This is a genomic window from Bradyrhizobium sp. CCBAU 51753, assembly GCF_015291565.1.
Classification (GTDB): domain Bacteria; phylum Pseudomonadota; class Alphaproteobacteria; order Rhizobiales; family Xanthobacteraceae; genus Bradyrhizobium; species Bradyrhizobium ivorense.
The window spans coordinates 7,090,006-7,106,425 of the sequence record NZ_CP030037.1 but is presented as its reverse complement, the minus strand read 5'-3'; the positions used below and the strand labels follow the sequence as shown (position 1 = coordinate 7,106,425).

The following is a 16,420-nucleotide window of genomic DNA, read 5'->3' as shown; positions in this document are numbered from 1 at the left end:
CGTGCCGCAGAGCTGCATCCAGCTCACGGCAGATCCTACCAGATGATGATCGCAGCCGCTTTGGGCCGTTTGCCGCGATTGCTTCAGTCGTGCTGCACTTCTCGCGCCGGTGCGATCGGGAGCCGAATGACATCAGGGCCGCGGCTGGTGATCAGCCGCGTTTTATTCAGTCCGTAAGTGATTGAATGAAGCTGAGGAGGCGGCACAACGACTTCTCGCCGAGCACGCGAAATATTTCACCGTTGAAACGAGCGTGGAAGCTCGGATTGTCTGCGAGCTGGAGTGGGAGGATGATGAACCGCCTAACGTCAAGCGCTGAAGGAAGGCGTATTTGAATGGAAGAGGCCGCCCACTGAGCGGCCTTACTGCTTAGGGGCGCGTGTTTCAAAAATAAATGCGGCCTTGAAAATGGGGCCGGCCCCCGTTCGCACTTCGATTATCACGTCGGTCCGCTCATCCATCGGAGCCGCGTCTTTGGCTATCTCTGCCAAGGTGCGTGCGGCTTCAACCTCCGCCGCCTTCTGATCTGGGAACTCTATGCCCTCTTCGTCGGGGTAGAGCCCGGTCACGTCCCTGATGTCGAAGAAGTAGCGCGCCACTAACGCCTCCATCGGCCGTCACCGCGGGCAACAGCAGAGGCGCGGAGTTCGTTCCTAGGCTCAGCCGGAGAGCCAGCTTCCGAAGCGCGCGGCGAGGAATTCTGTTCACCCACGGAGAACGCCGGATTTAGGCCTCCGGCCTCCACGCCGGGGGCTTCTTATTGGGCAGACAGCACAACGCCGTCCGCTCGGAATACACGCGGACGGCGTTGGCCCTAGCCCCAGGAAGGAGTGCAAAATCCTGACAAGAGTAAGTCTGCACACCGTATGCCAAGGTTCATGTACCAAATCGGCTATCGCGCAGGAGTAATCCGGGTGAGCAGCCTGGATTGACGCATTCTCCCGGTACGATGAAGTCGGCGCTCCCCCGCCGGAGCGCCTTGTGGGGACGGCTCTGGCGCGTTGCCAGCCAGCCCCGGTGGAGCGCCGGGGCCGTTCTTTGAATTAGGGCATCATTTCTGACGCGCATAAGTAATGCAAACTAGCGATCCGAGCGCTAAGGTGGCCGTCATGACCGAGATCGATCACGCCGATGACGTTGAGTACAGCTACATGGTGCTGGTTGCGGCATCCTTCATTGTGCTCGTTCTTGGTTGCGTTGCCTTTCTGGGCGATTGATCGTCTTTTCTCTGCATGACGGACGTCCTTGGCCTCAGCGTGTACCCTCGCTGGGGCCGTTTCTTTTCTTCGGGATGTCCAAATGAACGAGGCCACAAACTGCGCCGGCCTTACACGGGTCTGATTTTCTTTTTCAGCAGCTTACGATTGATCAGTATCTCCGCGCGGCGCTTCGCAAGTTCTGTAAGGCGTGTGCGCACCGTGTGGCTGGTCGTTTCTCCATCGATCTCAATGATGATCTCGAATTGATCGTCGTATACGCGTTTCACGGCGAACGTGACGCCTCTATGGTTGAAGGTGCTCGGCATGCGCGAGAGATAGCAATCGTTGCGCGAAGCTTGCACCGGAATGCTACGGGAAATTGTCCCATTGCAGGAATGGAGCTATGCGAGGCCGCCAGTCTGAGGCGGCCTCGTGCAATCGTTCGTTCGCAAAGTGACGCGGGATTATGATTATCCTGTGTATATAGACTCCGGCGAGTTCCCGGCGCATGCTTTTGCCGCTTGGGTGGACTGCCGTGAAAGAGTACCGCATCTACATTCTTGACGATGACGGGCACATAGACGCGCCGTCAATCAACGTCAGATGCCTCACTGACGATGAGGCTTTGTCGGCTGCGCGCAAGTATCTCCATGAACACGTCGTCGAGGTCTGGTCCGGTAGCAGGCGCGTCGGTCGGTTAGAGCCGAGGAAGTAGTTCAAATTCAAACTGAGGCATACCAGCGCGTGCTGTGAGGCCGGGTCAGCCGTGGAACAAAAAGCCTGTCTGCTGTTGTGGACAGAATCTTTGGAACGGTCTGCCTTTTTCAGCGTCATGAATCCCGTCACCGAAAGGAGTACGGGGAACACGACGTGAGGTCTGCTGAATATCATCTACGCCAAGCAGAGTTGGCCTCCCGGCTAGCTCTAACTGAATCCGACCCAGCCAAAGCCACCGCCCTGCGGGTTCTCGCTTTAGAGCACTACGACAAGGCCGCCAAGGCGGGGTCCCCGCCGGGGCAAGCATCGCGAATACCGGTCCTAAGAGATCAGATGACCTGAATATGGTTGACCTTGATCAAGACGAGGCGGTCGCGTCGGGTGAGCGTATCGACATGACCGAACGCTACGACTGGATTTCCATTGCTTGCTTGATTTCGATCGCGCTCGCGATGGTGGCGACTGCGGCCTTGTTCCTGTAAGAGCTTGGCCGGCCGTGCCGTGGCACAAATCGCACCAGCGGTCGCCCAGCATGAGGAATAGGGTCCCAACCCCAAACGCAGGGGTTGTGTCATGAGAGGTGACCTACCTTTTAGCACGCTCATCGTGGCGCTCGGGCTGAGCCCCATCGCAATCATGGCTATCGCCCTATTGATGTAGGAAACGGAGGCCGCCTCAGTTGGCGGCCTCTAGGCGCTTCTTGTAGGGCCCCTTAAGTGACTTGTGCGGCTCAATGAAATTGTACCAAACGAAATACAGCGCCAGCGCGTGGCGCGCTCAGCGAACGGGAAGCGAACATATTCCACGGATTTTCCACGGGCGTTGCTACTTGGTTCTGCCCATTTCAGCCGATAATTGCAGAATGGACTAACCTCGATTGGCTCCAACAACGCAATGATTTCAGCAGGTTAGATGGTGGACGCACAAGGGATCGAACCTTGGACCTCTCCCGTGTGAAGGGAACGCTCTCCCGCTGAGCTATGCGTCCGGGATTGTGACGTGCGGTGGGCCGCTGGTCGGCGGCCGGTCGAACAAGGCGCTTCGTCAGAGCGTGCGATTTACGAAGTGCCGGGTGGGGGTGTCAAGCCAAGACCTGAGAAACGAGGCCTGCAAAACAACAAGAACCCGTCGGAAATCAGGCGCCCTGCTGGCGGGCGCGGGAGGCGTGGGACTGCAGCGCCCGGATGCGTTCGGCCAGCGTGCCGCCGCCCTCGGGCATTGCGCCGCCGACGGAGCTGCCATTGGCCGGCTTGGCGGCGGTCTTTCCCGGCACGGTCGGCTCGGCCGCCAGCATGGCCTCGATCGCCGAATTTGGGCCCTCGAGCTGGATCGCGAGCTTGGCGACCTCCGCGGCGATGTCGTTGATGCGCTCGCGCAGCAGCGCGTTCTCCATGCGCTCGGTGGCCCAGGAGCTTTCGGCCTGCTGCTGGATCGCGTTGATGTCGCGCTGCAGCTTGCTGCGCTCGTCGCGGGCGATCCGCAGCTGCTCCTCGGCCGCCGCCTTCTCCTGGCGCAGCCTCTCGAGCGCCGGCGACTTGCCGCCGCTCGACGCGGCGATCTCCTCGCGCAGTTCCTGCATGGTCCGCTCGGCGGCGGCGTTGGCCTGCTTGAGCTGGCCGTTCTCGTATTCGCGCTCGGCGAGCAGCTTGCCCTGGGTCACGAGCCGGGTCTCCAGGTCGCTGACGCGGTTGCCGAGCATCTCGGCTTCCTTGACCTGCGCCACCAGCTGGCGGTCGAGATCGGTGACGCGCTGGCTCAAATTCTCGACCTTGCCGCGCGCATCTGTCAGGTCACGCGTGACCGTCTCCGACTGGCTGCGCTCCTGGGCGAGCCGGGCTTCGGTCGCGGCAAAATCCCTGGCGGCATCGCCGACCCGGTTCTTCAGCTCCTCGACCTGGGTCCGCACCGCGACCAGCTCGATCTGGCGGCTGTCGGCGGTCATCGAGCGGTCGTTGAGCGCGGCATTGATCTTGCCGAGCTCGGCCTGCTTGTCGGCGAGCGCCTGCTCGGCGGCGCGCAAGAGCTCGGTCTTGGCGGAAAACTCTTCCTCGGTGGCGCGCAGCTGCTCCTTCATCGCCTTCTCGCGCGCCTCCAGCGCGAAGATGGTGGCGTTCTTCTCGCCAAGCTCGAGCTTCATGCGGTTGATCGCATCGGTCTTCTTGCCGAGCTCGGCGAGCTGGCTCGTGGTCTTGCTCTTGAGCTGGTCGACGCTCATCTCGAGCCGGCGCGCCGACATCGCGAACTCGGCGCGGAGCTGGTCCTTGTCGGCCTGGATCTCGGCCATCGACAGCGGGGTGGCCGCCTCGAGGCGCCGCGTCGTCAGCCGGACCGCGCGGTTGTGCACCAGCGGCACGATCATCAGGCCACACAGCATCGAGATCAGGAAACCGATCGCCGCGTACATGATCGGTTCGATCATGAAGGGTTGCTCCACAGAAGAAGGAATTCGTTAATCACAATGCCACGGCGGGCCGGCCCAAGGCCAGCCCGTTTGCCGCGTTAACGTTGATCGCTAACCGCGCTGGATCGCCTGCCGGCTATCCCCGCGGGGGGCGACGGCCTAGAACGGGTTCCAGGTCGCCCGCGGGGTGTATTTGAGGTAGCCGACATTGGCGCCGAGCCGCAAACCGATGCCGGAGCGGATCGGCACCAGCACGATGTTGTTGGAGGTCAGCGCGGTCATCCCGAAGCCGCCGACGATATAGGCCGAGCCGTCGATGCCGACGAAGCGCTGGTAGATCGCCTGGGTCGAGGGCAGGTTGTAGACCAGTGTCATGGTGCGCGCGCCGTCGCCGCCCCAGTCGAAGCCGACCGACGGGCCCTGCCAGTAGACCCTGAGGTCGCCGGCATTCTTGGTGTAGAGCGTGCCTTCGCCGTAGCGCAGCCCGGCCACGAAGGCGCCGGAGCCTTCCTCGCCGAGCACGTAGCCGTTGGGCAGGCCCCATTGGCTGACCGCGCGCTCGATCACCGAGGCGAGGCCGCGCGAAACGTTGCCGAAGAACTTGTGACCGGCGCCGACGAGCTCGTCGGGCCCGTAAGTATACGGGGTCGGTTCACGCTGTGGCGGCGGATATTGCGGCGGCGGAGGCTGCTGCGCGGACGCCCCCGCCGTCCAGCACATCAGCGCGGCGAAGCCGACCGCGGCAAGGCGTGATGCGAATCTCATTAAGAACCCCTGCTATCGAAATCCGGCGCTGCCCTTAACCAGACGCCAACAAGAACGGCTCTAGGTTGCACTCGGTGTCCCCTCGACTCGGATGTTATCGATATCAACTATGACGGCACAACGGCAGGAAAACTATGGTTGGTGCCGTCGAATGGCCTTTTTCGGCCTGTTGGCGGGCATTTTGGCGGCCGGCTGGCCCGACCCCGCCGCCCGGGCCGCCACCACCGAGCGCGTGGTGACGAACCGCTATTCGGGGTTAGCGATCGAGGGATTCGATCCCGTCGCCTATTTCACCGATGCCGCGGCGAGCCAGGGACGGCCTGAATTCGAGGCCGCCGAAGCCGGCGCGGTCTGGCGCTTCCGCAACGAAGGCAATCGCGCCTCGTTCGTGGCGTATCCGGAAATCTATGGTCCGCAGTTCGGCGGCTACGATCCGACCGACCTGGTGCGCGGCGTCGCCTGCGCCGGCAATCCGCGGTTCTGGGTGATATCAGGGAACAGGCTCTATCTGTTCAATCGGGAGAACAGCCGCGACGCCTTTGCGGCCGATCCGGCGCGCTTCCTGAAAGAGGCCGCCGCGCGCTGGCCCGAGCTGGAAGAAAATCTCGCGCAGTGATCAGGCCACTGCGGCCGGGTCGCCCCAGGCGATGAATTCCGGCACCAGAAAATCCTCGCGGCCAAGTCCGAAATGCAGCGGACCGCCGTTGGCGCCGGTCACCTTGCCGCCGGCCGCGACGACGACCGCGGCACCGGCCGCAACGTCCCATTCGGATGTCGGCGAGAGGCGGGGATAGATATCGACCGCGCCCTCGGCGACGCGGCCGAACTTGACCGCGGATCCCAGCACGGCGCGGACCGCGTTGCCGCGCGCGTCGATAAAGCCTTCGGTGCGCGGATCGCCATGCGAGCGGCTGACCGCCACCGTCCATGGCTGACCGCGCGGCGGACACGGACGGGTCCTGATCGGCACGCTTTGCGTCACAACGCCGTCCTTCAGCGTCAGCCGCTCGGCGCCCTTGCCGACGATGCCGCGCCAGATCAATCCGAGCGCCGGCGCCCCGACGATCCCGAGCAGCGGCGCGCCGTGGGTGACCAGGGCCAGATTGACCGTGAACTCGTCGCGGCCGGCGACGAACTCCTTGGTGCCGTCGAGCGGATCGATCAGGAAAAAACTGTCCTTGTAGGGCGGCTTCGCGAGATGAACGCGCTCCTCCGACAGCAGCGATATCCGCGGCGCCAGCCGGCCCAGCCCCTCCACGATGATGCGGTCGGCGGCGAGATCGGCCTCGGTGACCGGCGAACCGTCGCTCTTGCCGGCAACGTTCATCGTGGAACGGTTGACGGCGAGAATCGCCTGGCCGGCCCGGATCACCAGCTCGGTCAGTGATTCCAGCAGCGCCGCCGCGCTGTCGCAGCCGATCGCCGGCTGCTGGACCTCTTTCATGGCAGTCTCATATCCTGTTCGTCTCTTCCTGACATCTATGATACGATGACAATCGCATCATAGATGTCATCCCCTTGTTTGAGCATGATCTTTCCGGAAAACCGGTTTTCACTTTGCGCTAACGCGGCCGTTCCGGTCTGGATCATGCTTTAGCAGCCCCGCCGCAAGCTGGCAGCATCTGTCTGCGCGGTGTATCAAGCCGACAGGCATGCGTGATTCGCACTCCTCCCGCGGCGTGCGGCTTTCCAGGAACAATCAATGTCTGTCACTTCTCCCGGTCCCGCTCCCGATGCACTCGAACTCGCGGCGCTGTTGTGCTCCCGGGTCTGCCACGATCTCATCAGTCCGGTCGGCGCGATCGTCAACGGGCTCGAGGTCCTTGACGACAATCCGAAGCCGGAAGATCGCGAGTTCGCGCTCGACCTGATCCGCAAGAGTGCGAAGACCGCCTCGGCGCGGCTGCAGTTCTGCCGGCTGGCGTTCGGCGCGGCCGGTTCCTCCGGCGCGCAGATCGACCTCGGCGACGCCCAGACCATGGCGAAGGGCCACATCGAGGACGGCAAGGTCACGCTGACCTGGAATTTGCCGCGGCTGCTGCTGCCAAAAAATCGCGTGAAGCTGCTGCTGAACATGCTGGTGATCGCGCAGCAGACCATCCCGCGCGGCGGCGCACTCACCGTCGATCCGGTCGGCGACGGCGAGACGATGAGCTTCCGCATCACCTCGGCCGGTCTCAATGCCCGCGTGCCGCAGAACATCGTCGACCTGCTCAATGCGACGTCGTCGAACACCGTCGATGCGCATGCGGTGCAGCCGCATTACACGCGGCTGCTCGCGGAAGCCTGCGGGCTGAAGGTGACGCTGACGCTCGACGGCGACAAGGTGATCGTCGCTGCGGCATAAGGCGCATCGGCGGGCACTTTATTAATCAGGGGTTACTAGAGACCGCGCGATTGAATCGCGCGGTCTTATCTCTTTGTTGATCCCGTTCTTTTCCATTTGCTCAACCAAACTTAAACGCTTTGCGGCCAAGCTGGCCGGGTTCCGTCAGGCGCGTCGATGTCGCGCGCCGCTGCGTATTTGAAGGTTGGTTTCATGGACGATCTGTTGCGCGAGTTCCTGACGGAGAGCAGCGAGAGCCTGGACACGGTCGACAACCAGCTGGTGCAGTTCGAGCAGGATCCGAACAACGCCAAGATCCTCGATAACATCTTCCGCCTGGTGCACACCATCAAGGGCACCTGCGGCTTCCTCGGGCTGCCGCGGCTCGAGGCGCTGGCGCATGCCGGCGAGACCTTGATGGGCAAATTCCGCGACGGCATGCCGGTCAGGGCCGAAGCGGTGACGCTGATCCTGTCCTCGATCGACCGCATCAAGGAGATCCTTGCAGGGTTGGAGGCCACCGAGGCCGAGCCGGAGGGCAATGACCGCGACCTGATCGATCAGCTGGAAGCGATGGTCGAGCGCGGCATGGCCGCGATGTCAGCGTCGGCTCTGCCGATCGCGGCTGCTGGGGTTGAGGACGTCCCTGTCGTCGAAGCGCCGTCGATGCAGCCTGATGTCACCGAGGGCACGCTGGTGGTGCAGACGCTGGAGCGTCCGCTGCGTCCGGGCGAGGTCTCGCTCGACGAGCTCGAGCGCGCCTTCCGCGAGACCGAGACCGAAGTGGCCGCGCCGGCGCCCGTCGCCAAGCCGACCGCCGCAGAGCCCGAGGCCGCCAAGAAGCCGGCCCGCAAGGCGGCCGCCGAGAGCGACGTCCAGGAAGGCGACAAGATCGCCAACCAGTCGATCCGGGTCAATGTCGACACCCTCGAGCATCTGATGACGATGGTCTCCGAGCTGGTCTTGACCCGCAACCAGCTCCTGGAAATCTCCCGCCGCAACGAGGACACCGAGTTCAAGGTGCCGCTGCAGCGGCTGTCGAATGTCACCGCCGAGCTGCAGGAGGGCGTCATGAAGACGCGCATGCAGCCGATCGGCAATGCCTGGCAGAAGCTGCCGCGCATCGTCCGCGATCTCAGTGGCGAACTCGGCAAGCAGATCGAGCTCGAGATGCACGGCGCCGACACCGAGCTCGACCGCCAGGTGCTCGATCTGATCAAGGATCCGTTGACGCACATGGTGCGCAACTCCGCCGACCATGGTCTCGAGACCACCGCGGAGCGCGTTGCCGCCGGCAAGCCCGAGCAGGGCACCATTCGCCTAAGCGCCTATCACGAGGGCGGCCACATCATCATCTGCATCGCCGACAATGGCCGCGGGCTCAACACCGAGCGGATCAAGGCCAAGGCGCTCCAGAACGGTCTCGTCACCGAGGCCGAGCTGGAGAAGATGACGGAAGCCCAGATCCACAAGTTCATCTTCGCGCCGGGCTTCTCGACCGCGGCGCAGATCACCTCGGTCTCCGGCCGCGGCGTCGGCATGGACGTGGTGCGCACCAATATCGACCAGATCGGCGGCACCATCGACATCAAGAGCGTGGCCGGCGAGGGCGCCTCCGTCACCATCAAGATCCCGCTGACCCTGGCGATCGTGTCCGCCTTGATCGTGGAAGCCGGCGGCGACCGTTTTGCGATCCCGCAGCTCTCCGTGGTCGAGCTGGTGCGGGCCCGCGCCAACTCCGAGCACCGCATCGAGCGGATCAAGGACACCGCGGTCTTGCGGCTGCGCAACAAGCTGCTGCCGCTGATCCATCTCAAGAAGCTGCTCAAGATCGACGACGGCGCGACCACCACCGACGCCGAGAACGGTTTTATCGTGGTGACGCAGGTCGGCAGCCAGACCTTTGGCATCGTGGTCGACGGCGTGTTCCACACCGAAGAAATCGTGGTCAAGCCGATGTCCACGAAGCTGCGCCACATCGACATGTTCTCCGGCAATACGATTCTGGGCGATGGCGCGGTGATCATGATCATCGACCCCAACGGCATCGTCAAAGCGCTCGGCGCCTCCAGCGCCGCGGCGCATGACCTCGCCGAGGATCACAGCGCGGCGCACGCCAACTCCGGCGAGCAGCTGACCTCGCTGCTCGTGTTCCGCGCCGGCTCGAGCCAGCCCAAGGCGGTGCCGCTCAGCCTGGTCACGCGCCTTGAGGAGATCGCGACCGACAAGATCGAGCTCAGCAACGGTCGCTACATGGTGCAGTACCGCGAGCAGCTGATGCCCTTGGTGCAGATGGCCGGCGTCCAGGTGCAGACCCAGGGCACCCAGCCGATCCTGGTGTTCGCCGACGACGGCCGCTCGATGGGGCTCGTGGTCGACGAGATCATCGACATCGTCGAGGAACGGCTCAACATCGAGGTGGCGGGCTCGCAGGACGGCATTCTGGGCTCGGCCGTGATCAAGGGCCAGGCCACCGAGGTGATCGACGTCGGCCACTTCCTCCCCATGGCGTTTGCCGACTGGTTCTCGCGCAAGGAGATGCGGCCCTCGGCGGGCGCGCAGTCGGTGCTGCTGGTCGACGACTCGGCCTTCTTCCGCAACATGCTGGCGCCGGTCTTGAAGGCCGCGGGCTACCGGGTGCGGACCGCGCCGAGCGCGCAGGAGGGTCTTGCCGCGCTGCGCTCGGGCCAGAGTTTCGATGTGGTGCTGACCGACATCGAGATGCCCGAGATGAACGGCTTCGAGTTCGCCGAGAGCATCCGCTCGGACAACAATCTCAATGCGATGCCGATCATCGCGCTGTCGGCGATGGTGTCGCCGGCGGCGATCGAGCGCGGCCGGCAGGCCGGCTTCCACGACTATGTCGCAAAGTTCGATCGTCCCGGGCTGATCGCGGCGCTGAAGGAGCAGACCGCCGAGATGCGGCGCGCGGCGTAGAGCATGATCCGGAAAAGTGTGAAGCGGTTTTCCGATCAGATCATGCTCAGACAAAGGACTTGAGGGAAACAATATCGATGACCAGCAAGACCGAAGCAGGCGAAGGCGCGATGGCCGAATACGTCACCGCTGTGATCGGCGGGCAGCTGTTCGGGCTGCCGATCTCGCGGGTGCAGGACGTGTTCATGCCGGAGCGGCTGACGCGGGTGCCGCTGTCGTCGGCGGAGATCGCCGGCGTGCTCAATCTGCGCGGCCGCATCGTCACCGTGATCGACATGCGCGCCCGGCTCGGGCTGCCGAAGGCCGAGGACGGCCAGCCGCCGATGGCGGTCGGCGTCGACCAGCGCGGCGAATCCTATGGCCTCTTGATCGACCAGATCGGCGAAGTCTTGCGGCTGCCCGATGCCGGCCGCGAGGACAACCCGGTCAACCTCGATCCGCGCATGGCCAAGCTCGCCGGCGGCGTCCACCGCCTCGACGGCCAGCTCATGGTCGTGCTCGACGTCGATCGCGTGCTCGAACTGGTGCCCGACGCCAAGGCGGCGTGAGCCGGGCGAAGAACTGAAGAACTAGCCATCCCCTCGGGGGATGAGGAAGCAGAGGTCGCAGATGAGAACCTGTCTTGTTGTCGATGACTCAAGCGTCATTCGCAAGGTTGCCCGCCGCATCCTGGAAGGTCTCGATTTCCAGATCACGGAGGCCGAGGACGGTGCCAAGGCGCTCGAAGCCTGCAAGCGCGGAATGCCCGATGCCGTGCTGCTCGACTGGAACATGCCGGTCATGGACGGCTACGAGTTTCTCGGCAATCTCCGCCGTATGCCCGGCGGCGATCAGCCCAAGGTCGTGTTCTGCACCACCGAGAACGACGTCGCGCATATCGCGCGGGCGCTGCATGCCGGCGCCAACGAATACATCATGAAGCCGTTCGACCGGGACATCGTCACTGCGAAGTTCCAGGAAGTCGGTCTGATTTAAATCACCGCTTGATCCGGCGGCAGAAGCCTTCGGCTCAACGGTTGTTGTGCGTAGTGTTTGCGTCGCTGGTGAAGTCATGAGTATTGCGTTGACAAGTGCTGCGTCCCCGACGTCGACCCACACCGACAAAGTGCGGGTGATGGTGGTTGACGACTCCGTCGTCATCCGCGGCATGATCTCGCGCTGGATCGGCGCCGAGCCCGACATGGAGGTCGTGGCTTCGCTGCGCACCGGCCTGGATGCCGTCAACCAGCTCGAGCGGATCAATCCCGACGTCGCGGTGCTCGATATCGAGATGCCCGACCTCGACGGCATCTCGGCGCTGCCACAACTGCTCGCCAAGAAGCGCGACCTCGTCATCATCATGGCGTCGACGCTGACCCGCCGCAACGCGGAGATCAGCATCAAGGCGCTGTCGCTCGGCGCGTCCGACTACATTCCGAAGCCGGAAAGCACCCGCGAGGCGACTGCCGCCGAAACCTTCCGTCACGATCTGATCCAGAAGATCCGCCATCTCGGACCGAGGGCACGGCGCAGCCGGCCACACACCGCGAGCCCGCCGCTCGCGCCGAACCATGACAGGCCGCGTGCCGTGGTTCCGGGCACTGCGCCGGCAACGCCCGCCGCGCCGGCGCAACTCGCGCGCCGTCCGTTCGGGCTGCTGCCGCCGAAGGTGCTGCTGGTCGGTTCCTCGACCGGCGGTCCGCAGGCGCTGATGGCGCTGGTCGCCGAGATCGGATCGGTGATCGATCGCTTCCCGGTGCTGATCACCCAGCACATGCCGCCGACCTTCACCACCATTCTCGCCGAGCATTTGGCGCGCACCAGCAAGCGGCCGGCGCATGAGGCTGTCGACGGCGAGACCATCAAGGCGGGCCAGATCTATCTGGCGCCGGGCGGCCGCCACATGCGCATCGCCCGCCACGGCATCGACGCCGTGATCGCGCTCGACGACGGGCCGCCGATCAACTTCTGCAAGCCCGCGGTCGATCCGATGTTCACCTCCGCGATCGACGTCTGGCAGGGCAGCATCATGTCGGTGATCCTGACCGGCATGGGCTCCGACGGCATGCGCGGCGGCAAGGACATCGTCGCCGCCGGCGGCAGTGTGATCGCGCAGGACGAGGCCACCAGCGTGGTGTGGGGCATGCCTGGTGCTGCGGCCAACGCCGGCATCTGCGCCGCCGTGCTGCCGCTCAACCAGATCGCACCGAAGCTTGTACGCGTGTTTTCGGGAGACCGTTCGTGACGCCGCTGGACTATGAGTATCTGCGTAAGCTGCTGAAAGAGCGTTCCGGCCTCGATCTCTCGGCCGACAAGCAATATCTGGTCGAGAGCCGCCTGGTGCCGCTGGCGCGCCGCTCGAACCTCGCCGGCATTCCCGAACTGGTGCAGAGGATGAAGGGCGGCGCCGAACCGCTGACGTCGGAGGTGGTCGAGGCGATGACCACCAACGAGACCTTCTTCTTCCGCGACAAGATCCCGTTCGACCATTTGAAGGAGTTGCTGCCCGGGCTTGCGCAGGCACGCGCGGCGCGCCGCAGCCTGCGGATCTGGTGCGCGGCCTCGTCGACCGGGCAGGAGCCCTATTCGATCGCGATGCTGCTGAAGGAAATGACCGCGCTGTTCACCGGATGGCGCATCGAGATCGTCGCCACCGACCTGTCGCAGGCGGTGCTGGAGAAGTCCAAGGCCGGTCTGTTCAGCCAGTTCGAGGTGCAGCGCGGCCTGCCGATCCAGATGTTGGTGAAGTATTTTGTGCAGAAGGGCGAGCTCTGGCAGCTCAATGCCGACATCCGCGGCATGGTGCAGCACCGCCAGCTCAATCTGCTGCAGGACCTCTCGCATCTCGGCACCTTCGACGTGATCTTCTGCCGCAATGTGCTGATCTATTTCGACCAGGACACCAAAGCCGGCATCTTCGCCAAGATCGCGCGCATGCTCGAGCCCGACGGCGTGCTGGCGCTGGGCGCGGCGGAGTCGGTGGTGGGCATCACCAATGTGTTCAGGCCGTTTCCGGAGCGCCGCGGCCTCTACCAGCCGAGCAGCGCCGTCGCCCGCGCCGGCGCCGCGCCACACGTGCTGAAGGCGGTGGCCTCGGCCGCGCGGTGAGCAGAGGCGGGGCGGTCACAACTCTCTCCACGTCATTGCGAGCCAACGGGTCGCGCGAATGCGCGCCCGATGACAGGCTTCGCGAAGCAATCCATCGCGCCGTATATTCGGAGCGATGGATTGCTTCGTCGCTTCGCGCCTCGCAATGACGACAGCTAAGAGCGCTAATGCCTATCCCGTCACCCTGAGGTGGCCGCTTCTTCAGCGGCCCTCGAAGGGTCGACGGCCACAGTGGGGCCGATTCATCCTTCGAGGCTCGCCGAAGAGGCTCGCGCCTCAGGATGACGGGTTGATTTGCTCAACTTGCTCGGTGTCATCACCCGCGCATGCGGTGATCCAGTATTCCAGAGGCGGTGGTGATGAACCGAGAGGCCGCGGCGTACTGGATCGCCCGGTCCATGTGCGCAATTGCGCACAGGCCGGGCGATGACAGCGGTGGGTGAGGAAAAAGCTTCACACCTTGTCAGGATGACGGGGAAAGAAGACTACAAAATCGCGTGCGGCAGAAAGCGCGAGGTGTTGCCGGTGATCGGGTTCTCGTCCTCGCGGATCGACAGGCCGCACGGCGTGTGGTCGACCAGCCAGCTGCCGATCACCGGATATTGTCCGGAAAAATTCGGCAGCGGCGCCAGCGCCTGGCGGATGAAACCTTCGGCGCCGTAGGGCCCTTGCTGCTCGACCAGCGTGGTGCCGGCGCTGATCAGGGCGACGTTGGCGCCCTCGCGGGAATAGATCGGCTTGCGCACGAAGGAGGAGCCCAGCGATGCGGCCTGCGGGTCGTCCTCGAAATAGGCCGGCAGCAGATTGGGGTGGTTCGGAAACATCTCCCACAGCAGCGGCAGGATGCCCTTGTTGGACAGGATCGCCTTCCACGGCGGCTCGACCCATTGCGTCGGTGCGGTGGCGAGGTTCTTGCCGAACGCGTCGTGGAACATCCACTCCCAGGGATAGAGCTTGAAGGCGAGCCGGATCGGCCGGTCGTCGAGATCGACGAAGCGGCCGTCGTCGTTGAGCCCGATCTCCTCGATGTCGAGCACCGTCGTCTTCAGGCCGGCCTGGACCGCGGTGTCCTCGAGATAGGCGAGCGTGCCGGCATCTTCGGTATTGCCGGTCATGCCGGTGAGATGCAGCGGATGGGTGGCGCCGAGCGTCTTCCAGGCCTCGATCAGCCGGTCGTGGATCGAGTTGTACTGGTCGGCGCGCTTCGGGATGATGTTGCGCTCGATCGCCTGTTCGAGCCAGGTCCATTGAAACACCGCCGCCTCGAAGATCGAGGTCGGGGTGTCGGCGTTGTATTCGAGCAGCTTTGCCGGGCCGCTGCCGTCGAATTTCAGATCGAGCCGGCCGTACAGGCTCGGCTCCTTGCGCCGCCAGCTCTCGGAGATCAGCGCCCAGAAGGCTTCCGGGATCTTCAGCCGGCGCAGATAGCGCTCATCCTTGACGGCGCGTCCCACTAGCTCGAGGCACATCGCGTCGATCTCGCCGGTCGGCGCCTCGATCGCGCGCTCGATCTCGTCCAGCGTGAAGGCGTAATAGGCGCGCTCGTCCCAATAGCGTTCGCCGTCGATGGTGTGGAAGACGAAGCCGGCGTTCTCGGCGGTGGTCCGCCAGTCGTCGCGCTCGGGGCATGCGATGCGTTGCATGAGGTGGACCGTGTTCGCCGGGAGTTAGCTGCCGCCGTGCGAGGGATCGTCGTCGCCGAAGCGGGCGATCTTGCGCGGCGCGCTGCCGAAGCCGCCGGTGACGGCCTCGCGATTGGGCTTGTGCTTCGTTCCGGCCGCATGGTGGTGGCGACTGCGCGCGTCGGCCGGCGTGACGCCGACCGAGGCCGCGCCGACCGCGATGCTCCCCATCAGCTTCAGCCAGACGCGGCGCGAGCGTTTCATGGCGAGATCCTTCCCGATACGGAGCATGGTCGAGTTTCCTTCAGCTGCGCCTGCCAGGCAAGCGAAAGCGGATCATGCCACGCTCACGTGCCCGGGATTGTGTCAGCCGCCGCTCGAGCCGAACGCATGCGCGAACGAGCCGAAGCCGCCGCGGCTCACCGACGAACTCGAGGACGACGACGAGGATGACGACGAACCGCCAGAGGAGGAATCGCTGCTGAAGAAGCTGCTGCGCGACGAACTCCCGCTGCCGCCTCCGCCATGGCCGCCGGACGACGAACTGCGCGGCGCGCAGTCGGCCGGTTGCGGGGTGACGGGCGCGGTCACGCCCGGCTGCGGCGGCGGGACGGGCTGGCAGGTCTGCCGCGGCATCAGCGCGTAGGCGCCGCCGCCGACCGCGAGCGTGCCCATCACCAGCAGCGCGACATGGTTGGAGCGCTTGACGGGCGGGCCCTGCCGCGGCGGCACCGCCGGCACGGTCGGCCGGCGCTTGCCGAAATTGGGATCGGGTTTGCGCGACATCGTCAGTAGATCATGCAGGCCGCGTTCAGCGCGCCTGCGGCCAGCGAGGACAGTCCGAGCCAGATCGCCGGCGCCAGTTCGCCGGCTGCGATCCGCGCCGACAGGTTCGGCACCGGGATTTTGACAATGAAGAACACGATGATCTGCACGATCAGCGCGATCATGCTCCAGACCATGCAATCGATCACATTGGCGGAATGGGCGATGGCGCTGACCACCGGCAGCACGAAGCCGAGCAGGCTGAGGCCGAGCGCGATCGCGGCGGCCGGATCGTTGTCGCGGATCAGCTGGAATTCGTCATGCGGCGTGACGCGGGTGTAGACGAAGAGGTAGGCGACCACGGCGATCAGCGCCGTGCAGAAATACACCAGAAACGCCGGCAGGCCGGCGAGGGATTGCAGAATCATAAGGTGGCGCCCGAACTACCGCTTGCCGTTGTTCTATAGCCGATTGGTCGCAGATGGCGAAGCGCAGGTTCGATCTCCCCGCCCGTTGGGGCTGCGGACGCCGCGCGCCTCAAATGCTGCCCGGGCTGTGAGCCGCTTCACACGATAATCTGGAATCGTCATCTATACGAAAT

At 64.4% G+C, this 16,420-nt stretch carries 16 protein-coding genes and 1 tRNA gene; 8 read left to right on the top strand and 9 right to left on the bottom strand.

Going from position 1 to position 16,420, the window contains the following annotated elements; translation table 11 throughout:
* Positions 1-362 precede the first annotated feature (362 nt).
* Entirely contained in the window at positions 363-599 is a 237-nt protein-coding gene (locus tag XH93_RS32530; protein WP_139485817.1) for a hypothetical protein, read from the bottom strand.
* A gap of 1,661 nt (positions 600-2,260) precedes the next feature.
* Between XH93_RS32530 and XH93_RS32525 the strand changes: the two genes are divergently transcribed.
* Positions 2,261-2,398 (top strand): hypothetical protein, encoded by a 138-nt coding sequence (locus XH93_RS32525; RefSeq protein WP_172627081.1) that lies wholly within the window; start codon positions 2,261-2,263, stop codon positions 2,396-2,398.
* 431 nt (positions 2,399-2,829) lie between these two features.
* Here XH93_RS32525 and XH93_RS32520 read toward each other — a convergent pair.
* The 3 genes from XH93_RS32520 to XH93_RS32510 form a co-directional block, all read right to left on the bottom strand.
* Positions 2,830-2,904: transfer RNA gene (locus XH93_RS32520), tRNA-Val, on the bottom strand.
* Positions 2,905-3,051: 147 nt separating this feature from the next.
* Entirely contained in the window at positions 3,052-4,335 is a 1,284-nt protein-coding gene (locus tag XH93_RS32515) for a hypothetical protein (RefSeq protein ID WP_194470584.1), read from the bottom strand.
* Positions 4,336-4,476: 141 nt separating this feature from the next.
* Positions 4,477-5,082: a DUF1134 domain-containing protein gene (locus tag XH93_RS32510; RefSeq protein ID WP_139864041.1), complete on the bottom strand. Its 606-nt coding sequence runs from the start codon at positions 5,080-5,082 to the stop codon at positions 4,477-4,479.
* Positions 5,083-5,233: 151 nt separating this feature from the next.
* Here XH93_RS32510 and XH93_RS32505 point away from each other — a divergent pair, with 151 nt between their 5' ends.
* A complete protein-coding gene (locus tag XH93_RS32505) occupies positions 5,234-5,698 on the top strand; it encodes a YHS domain-containing (seleno)protein (RefSeq protein WP_194470583.1) in 465 nt (154 codons plus the stop codon).
* Here XH93_RS32505 and cysQ read toward each other — a convergent pair whose 3' ends face one another.
* Positions 5,699-6,526 carry a 3'(2'),5'-bisphosphate nucleotidase CysQ gene (cysQ, locus tag XH93_RS32500; protein WP_194470582.1) on the bottom strand — a complete coding sequence of 276 codons (828 nt, stop codon included), beginning with the start codon at positions 6,524-6,526 and terminating at the stop codon, positions 5,699-5,701.
* A gap of 258 nt (positions 6,527-6,784) precedes the next feature.
* Here cysQ and chpT point away from each other — a divergent pair, with 258 nt between their 5' ends.
* The 6 genes from chpT to XH93_RS32470 all read left to right on the top strand — a co-directional run bounded on the left by chpT (position 6,785) and on the right by XH93_RS32470 (position 13,432).
* Positions 6,785-7,429, top strand: a complete 645-nt coding sequence (gene chpT / locus XH93_RS32495; RefSeq protein WP_139864044.1) for a histidine phosphotransferase ChpT — start codon at positions 6,785-6,787, stop codon at positions 7,427-7,429.
* A gap of 192 nt (positions 7,430-7,621) precedes the next feature.
* Positions 7,622-10,345, top strand: coding sequence for a hybrid sensor histidine kinase/response regulator (locus XH93_RS32490; protein WP_194470581.1), 2,724 nt, complete (start codon positions 7,622-7,624; stop codon positions 10,343-10,345).
* 77 nt (positions 10,346-10,422) lie between these two features.
* Complete coding sequence (locus tag XH93_RS32485; RefSeq protein WP_194470580.1) at positions 10,423-10,893, top strand: chemotaxis protein CheW; 471 nt, start codon at positions 10,423-10,425, stop codon at positions 10,891-10,893.
* Positions 10,894-10,954: 61 nt separating this feature from the next.
* Entirely contained in the window at positions 10,955-11,320 is a 366-nt protein-coding gene (locus XH93_RS32480; RefSeq protein WP_139485826.1) for a PleD family two-component system response regulator, read from the top strand.
* 76 nt (positions 11,321-11,396) lie between these two features.
* Complete coding sequence (locus tag XH93_RS32475; RefSeq protein ID WP_194470579.1) at positions 11,397-12,569, top strand: chemotaxis response regulator protein-glutamate methylesterase; 1,173 nt, start codon at positions 11,397-11,399, stop codon at positions 12,567-12,569.
* On the top strand, positions 12,566-13,432 hold the full coding sequence (locus tag XH93_RS32470; protein ID WP_194470578.1) for a protein-glutamate O-methyltransferase CheR: 867 nt from the start codon (positions 12,566-12,568) through the stop codon (positions 13,430-13,432). Before XH93_RS32475 ends, XH93_RS32470 begins: the two co-directional genes overlap by 4 nt.
* 485 nt (positions 13,433-13,917) lie before the next feature.
* On the opposite strand, the gene XH93_RS32465 is transcribed toward XH93_RS32470, so the two are convergent.
* The 4 genes from XH93_RS32465 to XH93_RS32450 form a co-directional block, all read right to left on the bottom strand.
* Positions 13,918-15,075, bottom strand: a complete 1,158-nt coding sequence (locus XH93_RS32465) for a glutathionylspermidine synthase family protein (protein WP_194470577.1) — start codon at positions 15,073-15,075, stop codon at positions 13,918-13,920.
* 24 nt (positions 15,076-15,099) lie between these two features.
* Entirely contained in the window at positions 15,100-15,345 is a 246-nt protein-coding gene (locus XH93_RS32460; protein ID WP_194470576.1) for a hypothetical protein, read from the bottom strand.
* A 75-nt stretch (positions 15,346-15,420) separates the two neighbouring features.
* Positions 15,421-15,840, bottom strand: coding sequence for a hypothetical protein (locus XH93_RS32455; RefSeq protein WP_194470575.1), 420 nt, complete (start codon positions 15,838-15,840; stop codon positions 15,421-15,423).
* Between the two features lie 2 nt (positions 15,841-15,842).
* Positions 15,843-16,247, bottom strand: a complete 405-nt coding sequence (locus tag XH93_RS32450; protein WP_194470574.1) for a DUF350 domain-containing protein — start codon at positions 16,245-16,247, stop codon at positions 15,843-15,845.
* Positions 16,248-16,420: the final 173 nt, after the last annotated feature.